An 18,311-nucleotide genomic window follows, 5' to 3' on the forward strand; every position below is an offset into this window, starting at 1 on the left:
AGGTGGTGAAGTCGCCGAAGGCAGTCAGTCGCCGGGGACGGGAATGGACGCAGTGTCAGTGACTGTTTCTCCGACTTGGGTGTACACAAGCACGAGCCCGATGAAACCACCGAAGGTTGCGACGACGAACGGGACAGCGAAGGAAAATCCGACGAGAATCCCCGAGAACAGCGAGCCAAACGCAACCCCCAAGCCGAATCCCATCGTCAGGATAGACAACGTCGACCCCGACTGACCCTCCTTGGCGAGATCGCCAGCCAACGCCAGTGACGGAGCGAATACGGCTGCCACCGCCACGCCTTGAAGCAACCGAGCAAGGGTCATCAGCATCGAAGACTGGACGAACCCCTGTACGAACGTCGTCGGTAACAACAGAACGAATCCAGCCAGGAGAAACGGGCGGCGACCGTAGCGGTCACTGAGTCGCCCAAGCGGAATCTGAAACAGGACGTTCGCCAATACGGCGGCGCCGAACTGGACTGAAAAGAGGAATGCTCCCTGGTCTAGGCGTGCATTGATCGTGTTGGCCAGCGGGGCGAATATCGTGAGACTCACTGCCATTACGATAGTGGCAACGCCGAGAGCAAAGACGGGATCCAACCCTGATCCATCGGGATTCCGAACGTTGATCGAAATCTCATCTGCGGCCTTATCGCGGGTCTGCTCCGGATCATGGATGAGCAACGCGATCAGTCCGAACCCCAAAACGGCTCCGGCAACGGAGACCAGAAACGCCGCATTGAATCCCGAGAGTGCGACGTCGGCGATTTCGTATGGGCCGGAAGCGACGACGACACCCGCCACGAGCGGCCCGGTCCCGAACCCGAGCATACGGAACGCGTTGAAGATGCCGAAATTTCTCCCGCGTTCATCCGTATCCGAGAGCTCGTTGACCAGCGCGACGGCTACCGGAATCGTAAACGCTGCTCCGATACCCTGTAATGCCCGCATTAGGACGATAGCAACATAATCGGTGAAGAAAATATAGCCCGCACTACCGACAGCGACGAGCGCGAGGCCGACGAGCAGAAAGATCCGGCGCCGACCCGTGCGGTCCGAGAGCGCGCCGGTGAACGGCTGCCCGAAACTGTTGAGAAACCCGAATAGTGAGAGGACGATCCCGATCAGTAATTCGGTCGTCAGGGTGAACCCGACGGGGCCGATCTGGAATGCAGTCCCAACAAATGAGGGGAGTGCGACCACCTGACTTCCGATATATAGCGGAAGGACGACCACGAGAAAGGAATTAGCAATACCATCAACCATCCGGGCAGACCCTAAAGCCAGAATTCGGGGGTCGAAATCGAAATCCATCGATTACCCTCGGTTTTTGTGGAGCGGTGACGGTTGAACCGTTGCGCGGACCTCCGTGTTGACGTGTCGTTCGACACTGGGCCTTGGGGACTGTTCCTGGCCGTGAATAATGGTGACTTCGGTCCCTGGCTCGGCAAGTTCTACATCGATAACGCCGACACCGATCATCGCCCGCTCAGGATAGAGGTATCCGAATTCTTTCAGTATCCCGACAGGATCGCCATCTTTCTCTATTTGATCATAATGAGCTACCGGTCCTGCGACAGTCGGGTTCGGTAACTCCAAATACTTATGTGACTCACCGGGTTCAAATAGTGAGGCGTAGATGTCGATTACATCCTCGTCGTTCCAGATGAATGAGACGCGTGTCCGATCGGGGTTCTCGACTTTGTCCCGCAGTGCGTCCTTACCGATGAAGTCGTGATCGAAGTCGATGATATGCTCGTAGCCGAGTGCCACCGGATCGAGATAATACTCGCTGATGTCATTGGCATCGAAACTTCCAGCGATACCGTAGTTTGCCTCGAGGCTCTCGACGGTCAACCAATCGCGATACGCTTCGAGTTCATCGCGCTCGTAAATCGCGGGATGGTATCCCGCTATCCATCCGATTTCGAGATCGGATGTCAGATAGCTTTTCGAGCCGAGTTGCCGGACCCCATACTCCTCCCCGGCGGTGAGAATCGAACGCCTCGACAACGGCGCTGCGACCAAGCGGATCGTCTACCTTGCCGACCAGCTCGGCATCGACCTCCCCGCCCGCGAGGAACTCGTCGCGTCGTTCACGAGTGGGTATTCCTCACTGGACCCGACGCGACCCGACACCGGGTCGACCGACAGTACGTATCGCCTCCGAGTCAACGTCGAGCCAGCCATACTGGAGCCCACGGAGTCCTGACCTAGGTACGACGTCGGCGTACCTTCTCTGCAGCGTCGAGAACGGTGCTGTTCGACGACGAACTATCGGGGTGTACCACCATCGACGGCGTCGAGATCGGGCTCGTCGAACTCGAGTGCGTTCGCGACAGCGTCGGGAAGCTCCGGACGGGGTGCCGATTCGTGGCGCTCGATTTTCTCGGTCTTGCGCGTGTTTTCGTAGAGGGCACGTGCGACCGGAAGCCCACGGAGATACTTGTAGTCGTGGAGGACCTCGACCCCCCGCTCTGTGAATCCGTAGAACTGGGCGGGGAGATCACGTTTCCCCTCGCTTGGATCGTACGTGTAGCGTGCGAGGAGCCCGGCGTCGATCAACGTCTCCAACTGGTCTTTGATGGCCGCCTGGCTCTTCCCGGTCATATACTCGAGTTCGGCGAGCGACATTAGATGGGCGGGATGGCCCAGCAGCTCCTGGATGATGAGATGGCGCGTATCCTGGGACAGCAGCTTGAACAGCCGCTGCTGTTCCGCGAACGGCCCTGCATCGGCCGCACCAGTGTCGGTTTCGCTCATACGTGCTGGTACGAGGGAGGGCGCTATAACAGTTAGGGTTATCCAAGTTGGTGAATATAGAAAAAGCCAAAGTGGTTCAGAAGGGATAAGATGGTATGGTTTGAATCGGCAGCTAATGACCGACCCAAGCCCGCCGCCGGACGCTGGAGAAATTATGACCGTTGTTCACGAGGCCGTCGGGGGCATCGAACTTGAGCCTGCAGAGAAACGGGAAATCTGGCGGTTCACCCAGCGTGAATTGCCGTATCTCTGGAGTCAGCGGACATCGTATTTCATCTTGGGGAGCTATCGCGACCCCTATATCCGCCGGCTTCGCGCCGTCCAGAACGAACTCACGAAGCAGCTCGGTGCCTATCCGATCATGGGTGACCTCCTTGAACTCCCGACTGACCGGCTCAATACGTTCGATATTATGTTTTCGTTGCTCGCGACGTACAGCGACTACATCGTCGGGGTCTTCGAGAAGGAGAGTGGTGGGGAGGCGCCTGAATTGGGCGAGATTGATGACCCACCGTATTTCGACAAATCGTACGTGTTCCCACGTGATTACGCGTGGGCGACTGACGAGAACTTTGATTCGACACAGCACGTCGTTCAGGCCGCCCTTGAGATTGCGTTCGCAGACGATTTGTCGGAGGATGACGTCCAAGCAAAAATCGAGTCGCTCGTTGATCGCGCCCAAGAAAGCGGTCTCGACATCGACGAACAAGAGGTGTGGGATGTGATCGACGACCGGACAAATGAGGACGAAGAGCCGGCAACGTACAGTTGGGTCCATCTCAACAAATTCCGTAAATTCGAACTCCACGAACGGTGCTTCCCGTGGACGACAGAGGACGAACTTCGAACTAAGGTTGACGAACTCCCGTCCCCGACACCACGTCCGGAGTGGGAAGAGCGTGAGGACCAGTGAATTATCCTGTCCTACTCGCTTGGCGGTACACTCATCATAGTGAGTCGGCTCGGTAGTTTACTCTCGGGTAAACTACTTTACTACGCCCGGTCGAATACATCGTTATGGAGGCTGGTTCGGGTGTCGGTGACGACACGACACCACGGGAAGTCATCCACTTCATTACACAGCAGACACGGTTTTCGCTTATCAGCGATATTCTCGCTCACCCCCAACAGCTCCCATCGATGTACGAACTCGAGGAGCTCAATCCCAGTGTGAGCGATGCGACCGTCTACAAGCACATCCAGAAGCTGATCGACGCCGGCATCGTCACGGAGGTCGCCCTGGACGACGACCAGCACCGGCAGGGGTATCCCTGGAAGTTCTACGGCCTCACCGAAGACGGCCGCGAGTTCTTGGAGACGCACAATCTGCTCGCCGCTGAAGAGACGCTTCAGCAGATCTACGACACCATCGCCGATAAGCCCGAGAAGATAGTCAAGTACGAGAACGCGCCCCGTCCGGACGCCGTCTAACGGCACCTGACTCTGTTGAAACCCTCAGAACTTGATAAGAATGGCGTGCTGAATAGAACGCGCATGTCCAGCACGTAGGCATGCGGAGACGTCGGTTCCGAACAGGATTATGTATGCTGCTCTCGACCCACTGAGTATGATCGCCGGTGTTCCTGCGCAGTTCGAAGACAAATTCTGGGCCCGTCACTCGAATCCATGGAGCGGTTGGACACGTGTCCCGTCGGGCGCTATCATCGTCTACTCAATATATCGCCGTAACTGGCGGCTTTTCGCTGCCGCACTCGTGTGGACGGCAATCAATCCGTTCCTGTTCTCGCCACCCGACACCGAGGACGCGTGGATGACCCGCGCGATCCTCGCCGAGCGGTGGTGGGTCAGAGAGCGGACCAACCGGACCGTCGGCCTCGGGTACCCGAACGTCTGTAACACTGCTGGCGCGCTCGGGTTCATCTACGCACTATACGCCGCGTGGCGACAGTCACCCACGGGAGCGTCACTCGGCGTTGTGGCCAGCATCAGCCTGAAACTCTGGTGGCTCCGGGTGCTGGTCAGACAGTACGATCAACGAACAGACTGATGGTACTCCCTCCTGTTCGAGCTGACTCTAGCCTCTGTATCGGTCACGCCGGTTCTGACAGCGATTGAGTAGGTGTTGAAGGGACTGCTGTATAGAGGATGCGTATCAATCAGTCATTTCCGTCGGAACGGTCGATGCGCCCGAAGCGTTTTCCACCTTGGCGGGCTACCAAGCTGTATGGCACGAGCGGACCCGGCTGATTCGGAGGGGCCTGACCGAGAGATCCGGTTGCTCAAGAACCCGGACGGGCAGTGGACCGCTCGTGATCTCCGTGCGAACGTGACTGCCCAGGGCGAGAGTCGCAGTGCCGCGCTCGAAAACCTCGACGCCGTCGTCGAGGCAGTGGAAGGGGAAGGTGGTCACCCGCCGACCGACGAGGAGATTCGGGACCTCGGCGTCGATCCCGACGTAGCCCGATCGCAGGACGACGACCTCCCCGATGCGTTGCAGTAGCGATGGTGACGCGGGATTTCTCCGGTCAAGACATATACAAAGTCCTCGTGAACGTCGGTGGCTTTCGGCACGTCCGAACGACAGGCGACCATCTGATTCTTCGGTGGGACCCACCGGAAAGCCACGACACTACTGATCCACGGATTGTGACTGTCCCGGCCCACGACTCGATCAGTATCGGTACCCTCCATAATATCGCCGAAGACGCCGGGGCATCCGATTTCGAGGCGTTCTGCGAGTGGGTCGACGAGCACCGCTAACGTACTTCCATCAGACTCAGTTCTCGCTGTCGAGCGATCAATTCACGCTCTATATTCAGCACGACCGCTAAAACATATCACTACCTGAGGGTTTCAACAATACCCGGCACGTCTATTTCTGAATAGTTTGCTATTCGTACTCTTCCGCCCGTGACGGGATGGTACTCGATTAACCAACAAATCTATGCCGATACGGGCTCTGTTGGTTAACACGAGGCGACCGCTGATAGAGATTCCAAGCTTCTTCTCCTCTTCCCGTGAGTGACAAGAGATCTACACCCTGTCAGAGCCGGAGAGCGGACAAGCGGGGATCAAGGGGACAGCAGAATCTGACAATCGGCCGTTTTACTCCGTAGCCGAATTTTCTCACCTTTTACTTTCACTCTGTATGGCTAGAAGGTATATCTCTCAAGGCCAACGTCTCTACTACGGCGACGATGGGTGACGTGACGAAAACACTAGAGCTGAAGCTTGTCGATCCAAACGCACACAAGGAGCACAAGCTTCGGGAAACCCGAGACACCTATCAGAGGGCACTTCAGGCCGCCTTCGCCGCTGGCTGTGACACACAGGCAGCTGCCAACGACGTGGTTGTCGAGTACGACCTGAGCGGCTACGCGAAAAACGCCCTCAAGCAGTACGTCCCACAACTTCACAACAGCTACGACGCCGACGAGCTTCACGACGACCACCCGGTACGCTTCACCAACGAGGGACTGCAACTTGACCATCAGCCACAGAACGCTATCGAGTGGTACGTCAAAATCCCGCATCACGAGGATTACCACCTCTGGATTCCGGCACGAGCCAATCCCGAACAGCGGGAGTGGCTCGAAGCATTGTACGCAGACGACGCCGAGACGGGTGAAAGCCGGCTGTTCGAGCGGGACGGAACGTGGTATCTCCACATCACCGCGACCCGCGATGTGGAGGACGAATCCGAGGCATCCGCTGACGAGCGGACGCCGATAGGCGTGGACATTGGAGAAGCGAGTCTTGTCACGGTGTGTCACCGCGACGACTCTGGTTCTCCTGTTCGCCCCCGCCTGTGGGCCGACGACGGCAAGGCCGTTCGTCGGCTCCGCAAAACCTACTTCACCGCCAAGCGACGGCTTCAGCAGCGCGGCAGTGAGCGAATCGCAGCGTCCTACGGTGACGCACTATGGGACCGGATCGACGACATATTCCACCGTGTGACGCGCGAGGTAGTTGAGTACGCCAAGTCCGTCGAGAACCCGGTGCTGGTGCTAGAAGACTTGACGGACATCCGCGAGAACATAGATTACGGCGAGTATATGAATCGACGGTTGCACGGGTGGGGCTTTGCCAAGCTTCACGCACAGATTCGCTACAAAGCCGCCGAATCGGGGATTCCCGTCGCAACGGTGAATCCCCGAAACACGTCGAAGACGTGCCACGCCTGCGGTGAACATGGCTTCCGGCCACGACAGGCGACGTTCAGATGCTCGAACGACGGCTGTTGGGTTGGTGAGTACCAAGCCGATGTGAACGGGGCAATAAACATTGCAGACCGCTACCGTAGTGGAGAGAGTCACCGCCGAAGCGATCGGAATTCCGGGCAGAAGGCCGGTGACGATGACTCGGCTACGGATGGGGCCTCTTTGACCGGGCCACAAGACAGCCACGCAGATGCTGAAACCCAGCAGGAGACGCGTGGACCGTATGCGTCTTGAAACCAACAGGCCGCTACACTCGGCCTGAAATCCCGTGGTGGGATTCCTCCGCGTAAACGCGGAGGAGGAGGTCAATCAGCTCGCTGGTACGTATTGAGCCGACCGCTACGATCGACGGTGATCTGTCCTTCCTCTTCGAGCTTCCGGAGTTTGTTGTAGATCTGGTGATCGGGGAAATCCAGCTCTTCTCGGAGGTCTTCGATTGTTTTCGGGGCGTCCAACGAGACGAGTAGCGCGTTCTCGAGACAGTACGAGACGAGCCGGTCCGTGATTGGCGTGACAATATTGTGTCGCTCGTCGAGGACATCGAGCGTATCGAGCACAGCAAACGAGAAGAATTGGCCAGTGCGATCTTCCTGGGTCTTGATCTCTCGGAAGATGCTCTCCCAGTCGAGGTCGGCTTGTCTGGCGATCAGTGCGGCATCTTCGAGATCGCCTTCGCGTTCCGTAATCGATTTGAACACGAAGATATCGGTCAGCGAGAGCAGATGTACGTGAAGATCGCCGTACTCGAATGATTGGTCGCACCGCTCGATCATCGCCGGCGTCAACTGGAGCTGGCCGGCGACCGCCTCCACGAAAATATCCCAGCGCGGAAACCCTTCCTTCTCCAGCACAATACTGGGATCAAGCTGGTTGTATGCCGCTTCCAAGTCACTACGCTCCTCGTATCCCAGGTCCTGAAGCGCTTCGGCGATTGCAAAGAACGTCTGTCCGTCCTCAACGACGATGTCGACGTCTTTCGTCGAATCTTTCAACCCACGCAGAATGAGGTTGCCGCCTCCGAGAAGATACACGTCGACAGGCGTCTCCAGGTGGTCGCCAAGCTCTTCGAGCCCCCGTCGAAGGCTATCTTCCGGATGTTGGCCGCGCGGATAGACCCCATAATCGTTCGCGAGATCGATGAATTCCTCCCACGGGAGAAAGAGCTCATCGTGGTGGACCTCCCGCTGGTCGATGTATGCAAAGAGATCTGCCCATTTCTCGACGCACTCCCACCTGTTTGCGAGCCGCCACAGGTCGCTGGCGTCGAGGCTCGCGCGGTGGGTCAGATAGAATACGCCAGCCATCGCCATCTGTTTCTTGTTCTCAGCGACGGTCACCGCATGGATCAGAACCTCCTCGAGTCCCAGCGACCGATCACCTTGATAGACGTAAGTCTTCGCTGGGTGATAGTCAACACCGTAGCGAGTGAACGCCGAGAACGCAGTCGGCGTCCCATCGACGGTGTCCTTGCTCGTTGCGACCAGTCGGTCGCCGTTCGCGCGATATTCGGTTTCGAACGGTGTCGTTCGGGTTCTCGCTTCGAGGAACGACCGAAGCGTGTCATCGGTGATAGCATACCCGTCGTCCGTGTGTGCGATCGCACCCGTCTCCTGGATCTCGTTCAAATGCTTGTAGAGCGTGGACTTGGCGAACCCCTGTGTTTGTAACTCCGAAATCGTCTTCGGACCGTCGAGCAGCGCACCCAAGATGTCCTCTTTCGTCCCTATCAGCACGTTCTCGAGTGCGTAGCGGTCGAGGAGCTCGGCAAGCAGTGATGCTTCGTATGTTGGGGCCAGTTGGACGCCGTCAGTTCGGTCTACAAGATGGGCGTTTTCGAGGTCGCCAACGACCTCCGACGTCCAGCTCTGACTTTTATCGATGGCATCGGCTAATTCGCCAACAGAGTAGGACTGATCCCGCAAACAGTCGATTACCCGTAGCTCCGCTTCTCTCATATATTCCAATTCCACCGATGTGTTTATAACTATATCGGTGAGGATGGAATACAAACACCGGACGCTCAGTGTGGGTCGTCAAATGGTGAGTTTCACAGCACCAATTGAATTATCGACCCCCTCTATTGTGAGGCTTCTTTGATTGCCGTTGGTTTGACATCGGCAGCGTTCCCGGGTTGCTATTTTTTGAATAGTTTGCTATTCATACTCTTCAGCCCGCGAAGGGACGAAATCCGATTAACCAACAAATCTATGTCGGTACGCACTTTGTTGGTTAACACGAGGCGACCGCTAATGTCCTACGAGCCACCGACGCCGCCAGCCGAACTCCCGACAGAGATCGTCGACACGCTCAACGGCTACTCGCCAGACCAGCTCCAGCATGTCGCACGCTATGCCGAGGAGCTGGCAGAGCACAAAGCTCGCGAGGCCCGCCTCGAGGAGGAGTCGGAGGACGACGAGGTCGACGAGCGGCCGGACGATCTGCCGGACGACGTCCCGTCGAAGGCCACGATCACGATCAAGGAGATCAACGACAACCGCTACTACTACTGGCAGTGGAGGGAAGGAGAAACGGTGACATCTAAATATAAAGGTCCGGTCAACCCCGACGAATAGGTCGTGTTTAGTTAAGCGCCAGAGTAATATCCAATGTAGAAGAGCTGCAATGTCGATAATTACCGGAGAAACTGAGTTTCCGGTTACGGTTAGTAACTTAGTACACGGCAAACTCTGAACGGAACGCAGATGTGTGAGACTACTCGAAAGCTCACGAATCAGATCCTACACAAAATAATTACTCGCAGTATTAACTAAACACGACCGACGAATAACCCCGGACATTCATCAGTGATGACGGTTGCTAATGGTCGGCGAAAGGCCGAACCATGCCCGTCGAGGTTGAGTGTGATTTCTGCGGTGAGACAGTTTCAAGACCGCCGTCCGTAGTAGAGCGTGCAGAGCACCACTTCTGTGATAAAGCGTGTTACGGAAAGTGGCGGTCTGAACAAGAGGACGGCAGGATCGTCCTCCAATGCGACTACTGTGGAACAGAGTACAAACGATACGAAAGAACGCTCAAAAACGACCAGACAAACACCTTCTGTAGCAACGAGTGTAGGGGACAGTGGCAGATAGAAAATCGGCTTCAGACCGAATGTACGTACTGCGGGGAGAGCATCAAACGGATCCAGTCCGATATCGAATCAGCGGACCGGCATTTCTGTAGTCGAGAATGCAAGTGGGAGTGGCAGCAGGAGACAGCTACCTACGACTGGGAATCGACGCCGAACTATGGACCGTTGTGGAAAGAACGGCGTGAGCAGGTCTTAGAGCGAGATAATCGAACCTGCCAGGGGTGTGGCCGTAGCGAAGACGAACTCGGATATACGCCACGAGTGCATCATATCCGCCCGTTCTCTGAGTTCGACGAGGACGAGATCGAAGCAGCTCACGACCCATCGAATCTCGTCGCGCTCTGTGAGCCTTGCCATACCCGGTGGGAGGGTATCCCACTCCGTCCGAAGCTGATCTGATGGACACCCCGTGTGCAAAATGAAATTCGAACGGTGAACATCAAGAGAACCGGAGACTGAACCGATTTTCACTTCGATGACGGGGGGATGGTCGACCCTGCGTGTACACTTCGATAGAGGGGTGTGTCCGGATGAGACCATCCGAAACACATCGATAGAGGGGTGCCTACTGGGACTGACAGCATCTACTGATGAGGGTGAATTACGAAATCGGTCAAGCGGGTAGAAAATCAGCTTATGCAAAAATACTGCATTTCAAGCCCTCTAAGTGCATATTACATATCGATAGAGGGGTGTTTGGGACACATCACGGCGAAGATCCAGTTATCCCTCAATGTTATTCTATTATCAATTGGGATTTGCTATCAGACCCAACATACACTTCGATAGAGGGGTGTCAGGTAAGTCTAAGTTTGGTTCCTGATCTGGGCTTTGACGACGGACTGGACCTCGTCTTCAGAGACCATCTCAAGTCGTGAATCCTCACGAAGCGTTTCCAGAATCGTGTCCGGTCGCTCCGCAAACTGAAACTCCAGAAACATCCCGGAACTGGGGCCGTGGCTCCGTCGCTCAAAGTCAACAAGTGAATACGTGGTCAATTCTTTCATTTTGTTCACATATGTTTCTTGGTGATACTGATCGGCATCGATAGCCTCGGTGAGGAACTGGTAGACTCGATATCCCGTCGTACTCCGGGCAGCACCAGTATCAGTTTCGGCTGCGACGGCCGCTGTCGCATAGAGACACAATTTCTTTTGAGTACTGATGCCGCGAACGACTTCGAGAACGCGGTTCTTTTCGACTTTCGCCTGTGCGGCTCGTACGTGCTCCTCACGGACGCGTGTATCGCCCTCCCGTTCGGCGAGTTCGCCAGCAACCCGGATCAGATCAATCGCTTTTCGCGCATCCCCGTGTGTCTGGGCGGCAAAGGCGGCTGCGAGCGGGATCACATCGTCATCAACGACGTCTTCGTAGAATGCATCCTCCCGTCGCCGGAGGATTGATTGTAACTGATTCGCGTCGTAGTCGTCGAAATGAACGTCCTCTGGCGTAAACGAGCTGACTGCACGGCTGCCGACGGCGTCCATCATTTTCGTGTCATTCGAGATCGCGACGACAGACACGTGGGCACTCAGTTCGTTGTTTGCGCCGGCGCGAGAGAGTTGATACAAGAGTCGGGAGAACGCCGGCTCTTGTTTGTCTCGGCGACCCACAAGCATATCCAGTTCATCGAGGACGAAGACGACGGAATCGAAATTCTCGTTGACGATTCGATAGAGTTCGTCCCATTTTTCTTTCGTCGCGACGCCGTGTTTTGGGACCTGGATATCGACGTTCGCCTCATCTGCAGCCTGTTGGACGAGTTCATACACTGCAACGCCGAGCGTATCGAGATCCTGGCAGTTGACTTCGATCGTCCCGAACTGGATATCACGAGAGTCACAGATCCGACTGATGTTGTTACAGACGGCCTTCGTAATGAGCGACTTGCCCGTGCCTGAGGGACCATACAGGAACAGGTTCGGCGGTCGATTGTCGCCGAGGGCGACACGGAGCATCTTGGTGACTTCCTGCAGTTGTTCGTCCCGACCGACGATCCGGTCTTCTTCGACGACATAATTCGGATCTAAAAGGGATCGGTCTCGAATGAGTCCCTCCTCATCGTCGAACTCCAGCAGCATATCCTCGATCGACTGTGCCGATTCCTCGGTGGTTGTCGTCGATTCCGAGATGTCCTCAGGGTGGGTCGAATCCGGGAGATCTTCCGAAACGTCCGATTCAGTAGATTCAGAACGGAAATCGGTGTTCGTGATAGTCTCATCCTCCGGTGTTCTCGAATCAGATCGAGAACGGTCGGAGTCGTCAGTTCCCATATGGAAGGCCATACAACCAAGTTACAAAAAGATTCCCACCCCTATCGAAGTGTGATCATACGCATCAGGTTATGATTCTACGCGAATTCAAAAATTCAATCGTTGGTTGAGAATCGTATTCCCAACGTCCGACGAAGTGTTAACTCAGTCGGTGGATACAGACACACACCCCTCTATCGATGTGTTCGCCGTGTCGATGGGGTGGGAAGGGATACTGGAGAGTATCTTCAGTTCACACTGCCGTTAGCCTTCTTCGCTCGAATTGTACCTACGAGCCGACTAAATCCCCAAACCTTGAGAAATGAATTTCTTTCTTTTCTTCTAGCTTTTTAGAACACACTCACACACACCTCTATCGATGTGTTCGATGTGTCGGCTTTCTCTCCTCCTAACCGGTTTCAGTTCTCGTTAGCATAGATTCGCTTTACGGCAAATAGAGCAACGCTACTCGATAATTTCTCCAATTCATTGATGTCGATATCGTTTGTATTCGGTCAAACACCTCGCGTCCACCTATGGAACACATCGATAGAGGGGTGTCTGTATTTTCGGCTAGCTTCGCTTCTCGAGTCGCGGTTGACTTCTCCACGACTAGTGGCGTGACCTTTCGGCTCGGTTCCCTGGGGACCAGCACAAAACACATCGATAGAGGTGTGTCGCCTGCTGCCGTGTTCTTTACTACCTGCCGTCCCCGTCCCACCGTGATCAGGTAATCTCGTCTTGGCCCTATTGGGTTGCACCGGAGCCCAGCAGTACGTGGCCGGAAACGATATTAACCAACACAAAACCGATATACCCGGAAATGTTGGTTAACCCTCGTGATTCAGGGTAAAGGCAGTCAGCTTCGTTTTTCGAGTCTCAGCGATCTTCCGCCGGATCTCGCTGCGGCCCCAGCCAAGCGGTGCCAGCACACTCTCGACAGCTCTGACGAGTTGCGCCTCGTAGTACGACGCATCATACGACTCTATCTCTTCGTGGGCCAACGCGACCCGCTCTCGCGAGCTTTTCTCGTCATCGACGACTACGTACTCGATGTTCTGTCCCGGGTGGATGGCGAGGTCTTGGTCCCGTGCCCGCTTCAGCGCCGCCACGTTCCGTGTGTTCTGCGTGTATCCCTCCAGCGGCTTGGAGACACGATTCCGTTCGACGAGCTGCTCGACCGGCACCGTTCCAGCGTGGAGCCGATCGATGGCGTCCTGAAGACGGTCGAGTACGGCGTCCGGAGATCGAGTCGCGTCGAGCCGTTCGAGACAGTCCCGTTGGACGTCCTCGATGAACGATGGGGTCGAGCGCTGCCGAGCTTCGATCCCGCGTATCATAAACTCGTCGCCGGCGACCTTCCCAAAGTACTTCGTCAACGCGCCAGCGTCGCTCTCGCGCTGCGGCACGAACGCCACCCAGTCGTAGTGAGCCTCGTGTTCGAGGCGGATCTCGACGCGCTCGGTAATCTCCGTCGCGAGCGCCTCGAGGTCCTTGCGGTCCTTGTCGTCGACGTCGGGATCCGGGGTCACCCAGATGGAGTCAACGATGCCGTGGACGACCCGCCAGCCGCCGGCTTCCAGGCGCTGTTTCGCCGTCAGCAGAATCTCGCGAGCAAACGCATTGATTGCCTCGTGACACTCGATGCAGCCAAACTTCGCGTTGCTGAACCCCTGGTAGCCGAAGCAGGCGACCAGGATCCATTTCAGCGCGCCCGACCGCCCCTCAAGCTCCGCCAACCGCTCCTCGTCGGGGTCGTCTCGATCCTTCTCGCGACGGATGGCCGCCTTGATCTCGTCGCGAGCGTCGATGATCGGCTGGAGGACGTCGACGAGGTAGCCTCGCTCGTCGCAGATCGAGTACCCGAGCCCGGGGACGTCGTCGCGGTCGCTGTGGCAGTCACATCGGATGACGTCCGGCGAGACGTTCCGGGTACAGATGATGTTCGGGTACAACGAGGAGAAGTCGAGTTCGTGGACGTTTTCGTGGAGGCCGACCTCGGGCGCGAAGATGAAGCCGCCGCGGTCGGCATCGTGGAGCGTCCCCATCGGCTCGTAGAATTCGTGGCGCCAGGAGTTCCACGGGACGAGGACGCCGCGGTCGTGGGCCTCACAGATCTGGATCGCCGTGAGGACGTTCCCGATCGACGCCCACGCGAGCTCCTGGACGGGCTTCTTTGAGCGCGACACGAGGTCGAGGACGCCGTCGAGGTTCGTCTCCCCGTGGAAGAACGTGTTCGACTCGTCGATGATTGCCCGCCCGGGTACGTTGTACCTCGCCGGCGAGTGGCCGACGCGGCCGTAGCTCGAGTACGTCGACCGGCTCGCGAGCTGCTGATAATCGACGTCCGGCCACCGACTCAGCGAGAAGTCGTCGACGCCGGCGTCCGTCGCCATCTCGTACAGGGCCGGGACGATCTCGCTCGTCGAGCAGACCAGGACATCTGGATCGTGTGCGTCGAGCGCCCCCTGGACGGCGGTCAGGATCTCCATCGGCGAGCCGGTGACGGTGTCGTCGGCGACGGACAGTTCCTCGTAGACGTCGTTGCTCGTTTCGGTCACCGGGACGCTGAGCCGAAGCGTCGACAGCTCGCTCGCCGGCGTCGGATCGGCGCCGGTCTCCAGACAGTACCGAAACTCTCGCGAAAAGTCCACGTTGAAACAGGCGAGATCCCCGACTGGATAGGCCGACAGCTGGCGCGCTTGCCGGGCGAGTGGAGTGACGCGATCGATGTGGGCAACGTCGACTGCGAGAACGGCCTCCTCGTCTCGTCGAAAGCCGGGGCGTCGCGTGACCATCTCGGTCGCGACGACGTCTGGGTGCTGGTCGTACACTGACTGGAGTGTCGTGAGGTCGAGGTCGGCAGCTGGGTCGCGAGGGGCGACGTAGAAACGCGGGGTGTACTTGTCTCGTTCTGTTACGACGGCACCGTCGGTGGTCGCCTCCCACTCTAGGACGCGGCCGTCGTCCAGGAAGTCGATTGTGAACGGCATTCCTGTAGACCCAATAGTTGGTATTCCGGATAACCGATGGCGTGTCACTTCCGGATTTCAGAGAACGATGTTCTTTCTCGCAACCTCCTCGGTCGTGGCGACGACGGATGCTGGTCGTACACCGACTGGAGGATCGTAAGGTCGGGGTCGGCCTCTGGGGCGTGAGGGAAGACGTAGAAGCGTGGGGTGTATTGACATCCTCCCACGGCTGAACCGTGGGATTCCTCCGGTGAGGCTGTGGGCTATGCCGTCCCCACGGAGGCAAGTTTCCCGTCGCCGGTACTCCGGTATGTGCGCTCCTCGTTGGGACTTGCCCTCTCGGGAGAGCGTGGTGACTCCGACATTCATGGTCGTCCCACGTGAGGCGCACGGGCCGTGCCATCGACCCTGTCTCGAATTCAGTGCCAGTCTCCCGTTCAAGAAACGTTCGTGAGGCGTCGAGATCAGCGTGGCTCTCGTGTCCACACGAACACCGAAACACGTCGCCATAACGCTCTGTTTCCACCTGCTCGCCACACTCGACACAGGTTGCCGTCGTGAACGCCTCTGACCGCTCTTCGACAAGGATTCCGTACTCCTCGGCAGTGTCTTTGAGACGGTCGACAAACGAGCGGTGTGCCCAGAACTGGTGGGTCTTCTCGTTGACTTCTGGGTGCCAGTGTGTCGAGAGCACGTCAGTAAGGTCGCCCACGTACACCGTTGCTACGCCCTCATCATACAGCCGTTCCATCAGATCACGACAGAGTGCTTCCTGCGCGTGGTCACGGCGACGCGTTCGCTTACGGTACAGTCGGCGAATCCGCTGACTGCTGTACCGACCCTCGCGGAGTTTAGATTGTAGACGGGCGATCTCTTCGGTCGTCTCACGGAAGTCAGCGAACAACTCGCGACCCTCGTAGAGGAACCGTTTGCCGGTCGTCGTCGTACAGGCGACGAAGTTGTTTGCGCCCACATCCAAAGCAGCCGATTCGTCGGCTAATGGTGAATCCCGTTGCGAATCTGGTACTGTGACGGGCTGAAAGGCTCTGAACGTGTCGCTCACTTCGTCGTACTGTATTTCCAGCTGCCCTTTCTCGCCGTCCCACTTCGGGTTCCCAACAAGTTCCAGACGGAGTCGCTCGTAGTATCCGAGTCCGTACTTCTCTTTCAGATCTTGCCCTACAGGGATCTCGACTCGACTCCGCTCGCCGAGCTCAAGCGTGTACTGGTCGTTCCGGATAAACGTACGTAGCTCACGTCCAGCGTCTTCGCTACCCCAGTAACCGGGCGGAGCGGCATCCTCGCTGTCTTCACGGGCAGCAAAGAACGACTTCCACGCCGACTTATTCTTGCGGATTACTTGTTGAGCGGTGGCAGAGCCGAGGACACCGACGTACTGTTTCCGGTAGTCGGCGGTGTCCCACACTGACTTGCCATCAAAGAACTGTTGGCGACGTTCGTAGTTTAGTTCGTTCCAGAGACTGGCGGAGGCGTCCAACAACTTGCGGAGTAGCCGCTCATCGCCGTCAGTAAGCGGTCTGACCGCGAAGGTGTTGGTTCGCCTCACGACAACAGTTTCTTGTCATTATCTGACTAAAGGTCTTTTGGACGATGAGACCAAACATCGACATCAGCCACACGCTGGCTGGACGCGTGAAGGACTACAAGGAGGCTGCCGATATGGACAGTCTGAGTGAGGCGTATCGAGAGGTGATCGAAGCGGGGTTGGAAGCGGTGGAACGTCCAGACGAGTCGTAGTCAGTGAATAGACAGGGCCATATTGGCGGTCAGACCACCCCTGAAGATGTTGGCTCCGCTCGCTACGTGTCATCGCGCTCCGTCGCGACGGCGCCGTCGGCGGTTGCCTCCCACTCTAGGATGCGGCCGTCGTCAAGGAAGTCGATGGTGAACGACATTTGTTATTCACCAATCCACTGGGCATCCGAATCCGATAAGCGACGGCGTGTCACTTCCGGGCTCCAGCAAACAGGCTCGAAAAGCGTCCTCAACGCCACATTCTAGCTTGTTGTCCGTCATCGTCCGCTTCCGGAACGATTTCCGGAATCCGTCAGTCGATGTTAACCAACACACTCGGAGGTTCGCACCAAGTGTTGGTTAAGGCGTAACAGTGACGCTAACGGCAGCCGCGGATATGCCGTGAAAGCGGTTTTATTCAGTGGCTTGCTTAAGTGACTGATCGAGAGCCCGGTTCGTTTGTATCTTGACGAGATAGGCCCGATACGAGGCCGATGCCTCGGTATCCTCCACCAACCTTGATGGATCGAGGTCGGAACCCGCTCGCGACGCGAGGTCGCTCACGAGGACATCGTCTATATCTCCACCGATAAGAGCGGATTCAACGGCTTCGAGCCGTACGACGCGGTCGTAGACGCCCGTCGCAGCGATCCGAGCGGTCACGACCGTCCGGTCTTCGACGGCGACGTGTGCAGCGACGCCGACGAGCGTGTAACGCGAGGTAGGACTCGGCCGTTTGCAGTAGACGCTCCCGGTGCTTTGCTCGTGGAGTGGAACCGTGATCCGAGTGAGCAGTTCGTCGCCAGCGAGACCCGCTCGTGGTGATGTAAGCGCCGTTTCGGCGTCGATGTGTCGCTTGCCGTCGCGGCTGCGCGCGACCAGCGTCGCGTCGCCAGCGACCGCCGCGGCCGAGAGGTCCGAGACGGGATACGGGGTCACGAGGTTGCCGCCGATCGTTGCTGTGTTGCGGACCTGGGTGTCGGCGGACTTGCCGACGGCCTCCGTAAGTGCTCCCACGTGTTCCCCGAGTTCGGAGTGCTTGTGGACGGTCGCGTACGTCGTCAGGGCGCCGACGTCCGCGACGTCATCGCCGCACTCGACCCCGCGCATCGCTTCGATGGCCCCGATGTCGATGACCGCAGTCGGGCCACCGTCGCCCTGTCGGAGCGCCGGGAGGAGACTCTGTCCGGCGGCCAACACCTCTGCACCAGGATGTGCCTCCAGCAGTTCCAGTGCGCGGTCGATGGACGTGGGACGGGCGTACTCGAAGGACTCGGTCGCCATTAGCGGTTCCCTC

Annotated in this window: 16 protein-coding genes and 2 pseudogenes; 10 read left to right on the plus strand and 8 right to left on the minus strand. The window is 57.4% G+C overall.

Going from position 1 to position 18,311, the window contains the following annotated elements; translation table 11 throughout:
* Positions 1–24 precede the first annotated feature (24 nt).
* Positions 25–1,314: an MFS transporter gene (locus OS889_RS16145; protein WP_372391778.1), complete on the minus strand. Its 1,290-nt coding sequence runs from the start codon at positions 1,312–1,314 to the stop codon at positions 25–27.
* Between the two features lie 3 nt (positions 1,315–1,317).
* Positions 1,318–1,857 (minus strand): hypothetical protein, encoded by a 540-nt coding sequence (locus OS889_RS16150; protein ID WP_372391780.1) that lies wholly within the window; start codon positions 1,855–1,857, stop codon positions 1,318–1,320.
* A 139-nt stretch (positions 1,858–1,996) separates the two neighbouring features.
* Here OS889_RS16150 and OS889_RS16155 point away from each other — a divergent pair.
* Positions 1,997–2,212: pseudogene (locus tag OS889_RS16155) on the plus strand (type IV toxin-antitoxin system AbiEi family antitoxin domain-containing protein); the annotation flags it as partial.
* 62 nt (positions 2,213–2,274) lie between these two features.
* Here OS889_RS16155 and OS889_RS16160 read toward each other — a convergent pair.
* Positions 2,275–2,763: an ArsR family transcriptional regulator gene (locus OS889_RS16160; protein WP_372391781.1), complete on the minus strand. Its 489-nt coding sequence runs from the start codon at positions 2,761–2,763 to the stop codon at positions 2,275–2,277.
* 115 nt (positions 2,764–2,878) lie between these two features.
* Between OS889_RS16160 and OS889_RS16165 the strand changes: the two genes are divergently transcribed.
* The 6 genes from OS889_RS16165 to OS889_RS16190 all read left to right on the plus strand — a co-directional run bounded on the left by OS889_RS16165 (position 2,879) and on the right by OS889_RS16190 (position 7,178).
* Entirely contained in the window at positions 2,879–3,676 is a 798-nt protein-coding gene (locus OS889_RS16165; RefSeq protein ID WP_372391784.1) for a DUF8170 family protein, read from the plus strand.
* 104 nt (positions 3,677–3,780) lie between these two features.
* Positions 3,781–4,194 carry a PadR family transcriptional regulator gene (locus OS889_RS16170; RefSeq protein ID WP_372391786.1) on the plus strand — a complete coding sequence of 138 codons (414 nt, stop codon included), beginning with the start codon at positions 3,781–3,783 and terminating at the stop codon, positions 4,192–4,194.
* Positions 4,195–4,330: 136 nt separating this feature from the next.
* A complete protein-coding gene (locus OS889_RS16175; protein WP_372391788.1) occupies positions 4,331–4,771 on the plus strand; it encodes a DUF6653 family protein in 441 nt (146 codons plus the stop codon).
* A 177-nt stretch (positions 4,772–4,948) separates the two neighbouring features.
* Positions 4,949–5,224: a type II toxin-antitoxin system HicB family antitoxin gene (locus OS889_RS16180; RefSeq protein WP_372391790.1), complete on the plus strand. Its 276-nt coding sequence runs from the start codon at positions 4,949–4,951 to the stop codon at positions 5,222–5,224.
* A gap of 2 nt (positions 5,225–5,226) precedes the next feature.
* Positions 5,227–5,484, plus strand: a complete 258-nt coding sequence (locus tag OS889_RS16185; RefSeq protein WP_372391793.1) for a type II toxin-antitoxin system HicA family toxin — start codon at positions 5,227–5,229, stop codon at positions 5,482–5,484.
* Between the two features lie 437 nt (positions 5,485–5,921).
* Entirely contained in the window at positions 5,922–7,178 is a 1,257-nt protein-coding gene (locus OS889_RS16190; RefSeq protein ID WP_372391795.1) for an RNA-guided endonuclease InsQ/TnpB family protein, read from the plus strand.
* Between the two features lie 71 nt (positions 7,179–7,249).
* Here the strand turns inward: OS889_RS16190 and OS889_RS16195 are convergent, their stop codons facing one another.
* Positions 7,250–8,899, minus strand: a complete 1,650-nt coding sequence (locus tag OS889_RS16195) for a transcriptional regulator (RefSeq protein ID WP_372391798.1) — start codon at positions 8,897–8,899, stop codon at positions 7,250–7,252.
* A 294-nt stretch (positions 8,900–9,193) separates the two neighbouring features.
* Between OS889_RS16195 and OS889_RS16200 the strand changes: the two genes are divergently transcribed.
* Together OS889_RS16200 and OS889_RS16205 are read left to right on the plus strand one after the other, a co-directional pair.
* Complete coding sequence (locus tag OS889_RS16200) at positions 9,194–9,517, plus strand: DUF6788 family protein (RefSeq protein WP_372391801.1); 324 nt, start codon at positions 9,194–9,196, stop codon at positions 9,515–9,517.
* Between the two features lie 269 nt (positions 9,518–9,786).
* The gene (locus OS889_RS16205; protein ID WP_372391803.1) at positions 9,787–10,434 is read left to right on the plus strand and encodes an HNH endonuclease; all 648 of its coding nucleotides are present in this window, start codon (positions 9,787–9,789) and stop codon (positions 10,432–10,434) included.
* A gap of 407 nt (positions 10,435–10,841) precedes the next feature.
* On the opposite strand, the gene OS889_RS16210 is transcribed toward OS889_RS16205, so the two are convergent.
* From OS889_RS16210 to OS889_RS16220, 3 genes and pseudogenes are all read right to left on the minus strand, one after another.
* A complete protein-coding gene (locus OS889_RS16210; RefSeq protein ID WP_372391805.1) occupies positions 10,842–12,308 on the minus strand; it encodes an orc1/cdc6 family replication initiation protein in 1,467 nt (488 codons plus the stop codon).
* An 809-nt stretch (positions 12,309–13,117) separates the two neighbouring features.
* A complete protein-coding gene (locus tag OS889_RS16215; RefSeq protein WP_372391807.1) occupies positions 13,118–15,280 on the minus strand; it encodes a type B DNA-directed DNA polymerase in 2,163 nt (720 codons plus the stop codon).
* Between the two features lie 242 nt (positions 15,281–15,522).
* Positions 15,523–16,826 (minus strand): annotated as a pseudogene (locus tag OS889_RS16220) (RNA-guided endonuclease InsQ/TnpB family protein).
* 44 nt (positions 16,827–16,870) lie between these two features.
* Between OS889_RS16220 and OS889_RS16225 the strand changes: the two are divergent.
* A complete protein-coding gene (locus tag OS889_RS16225) occupies positions 16,871–17,017 on the plus strand; it encodes a hypothetical protein (RefSeq protein ID WP_276274261.1) in 147 nt (48 codons plus the stop codon).
* 411 nt (positions 17,018–17,428) lie between these two features.
* Here OS889_RS16225 and OS889_RS16230 read toward each other — a convergent pair whose 3' ends face one another.
* Complete coding sequence (locus tag OS889_RS16230) at positions 17,429–18,298, minus strand: FAD binding domain-containing protein (RefSeq protein WP_372391810.1); 870 nt, start codon at positions 18,296–18,298, stop codon at positions 17,429–17,431.
* Between the last annotated feature and the right edge of the window lie 13 nt (positions 18,299–18,311).

The sequence above is a fragment of the Halobellus sp. MBLA0158 genome (assembly GCF_041477585.1).
GTDB classification, from domain to species: domain Archaea; phylum Halobacteriota; class Halobacteria; order Halobacteriales; family Haloferacaceae; genus Haloquadratum; species Haloquadratum rubicundus.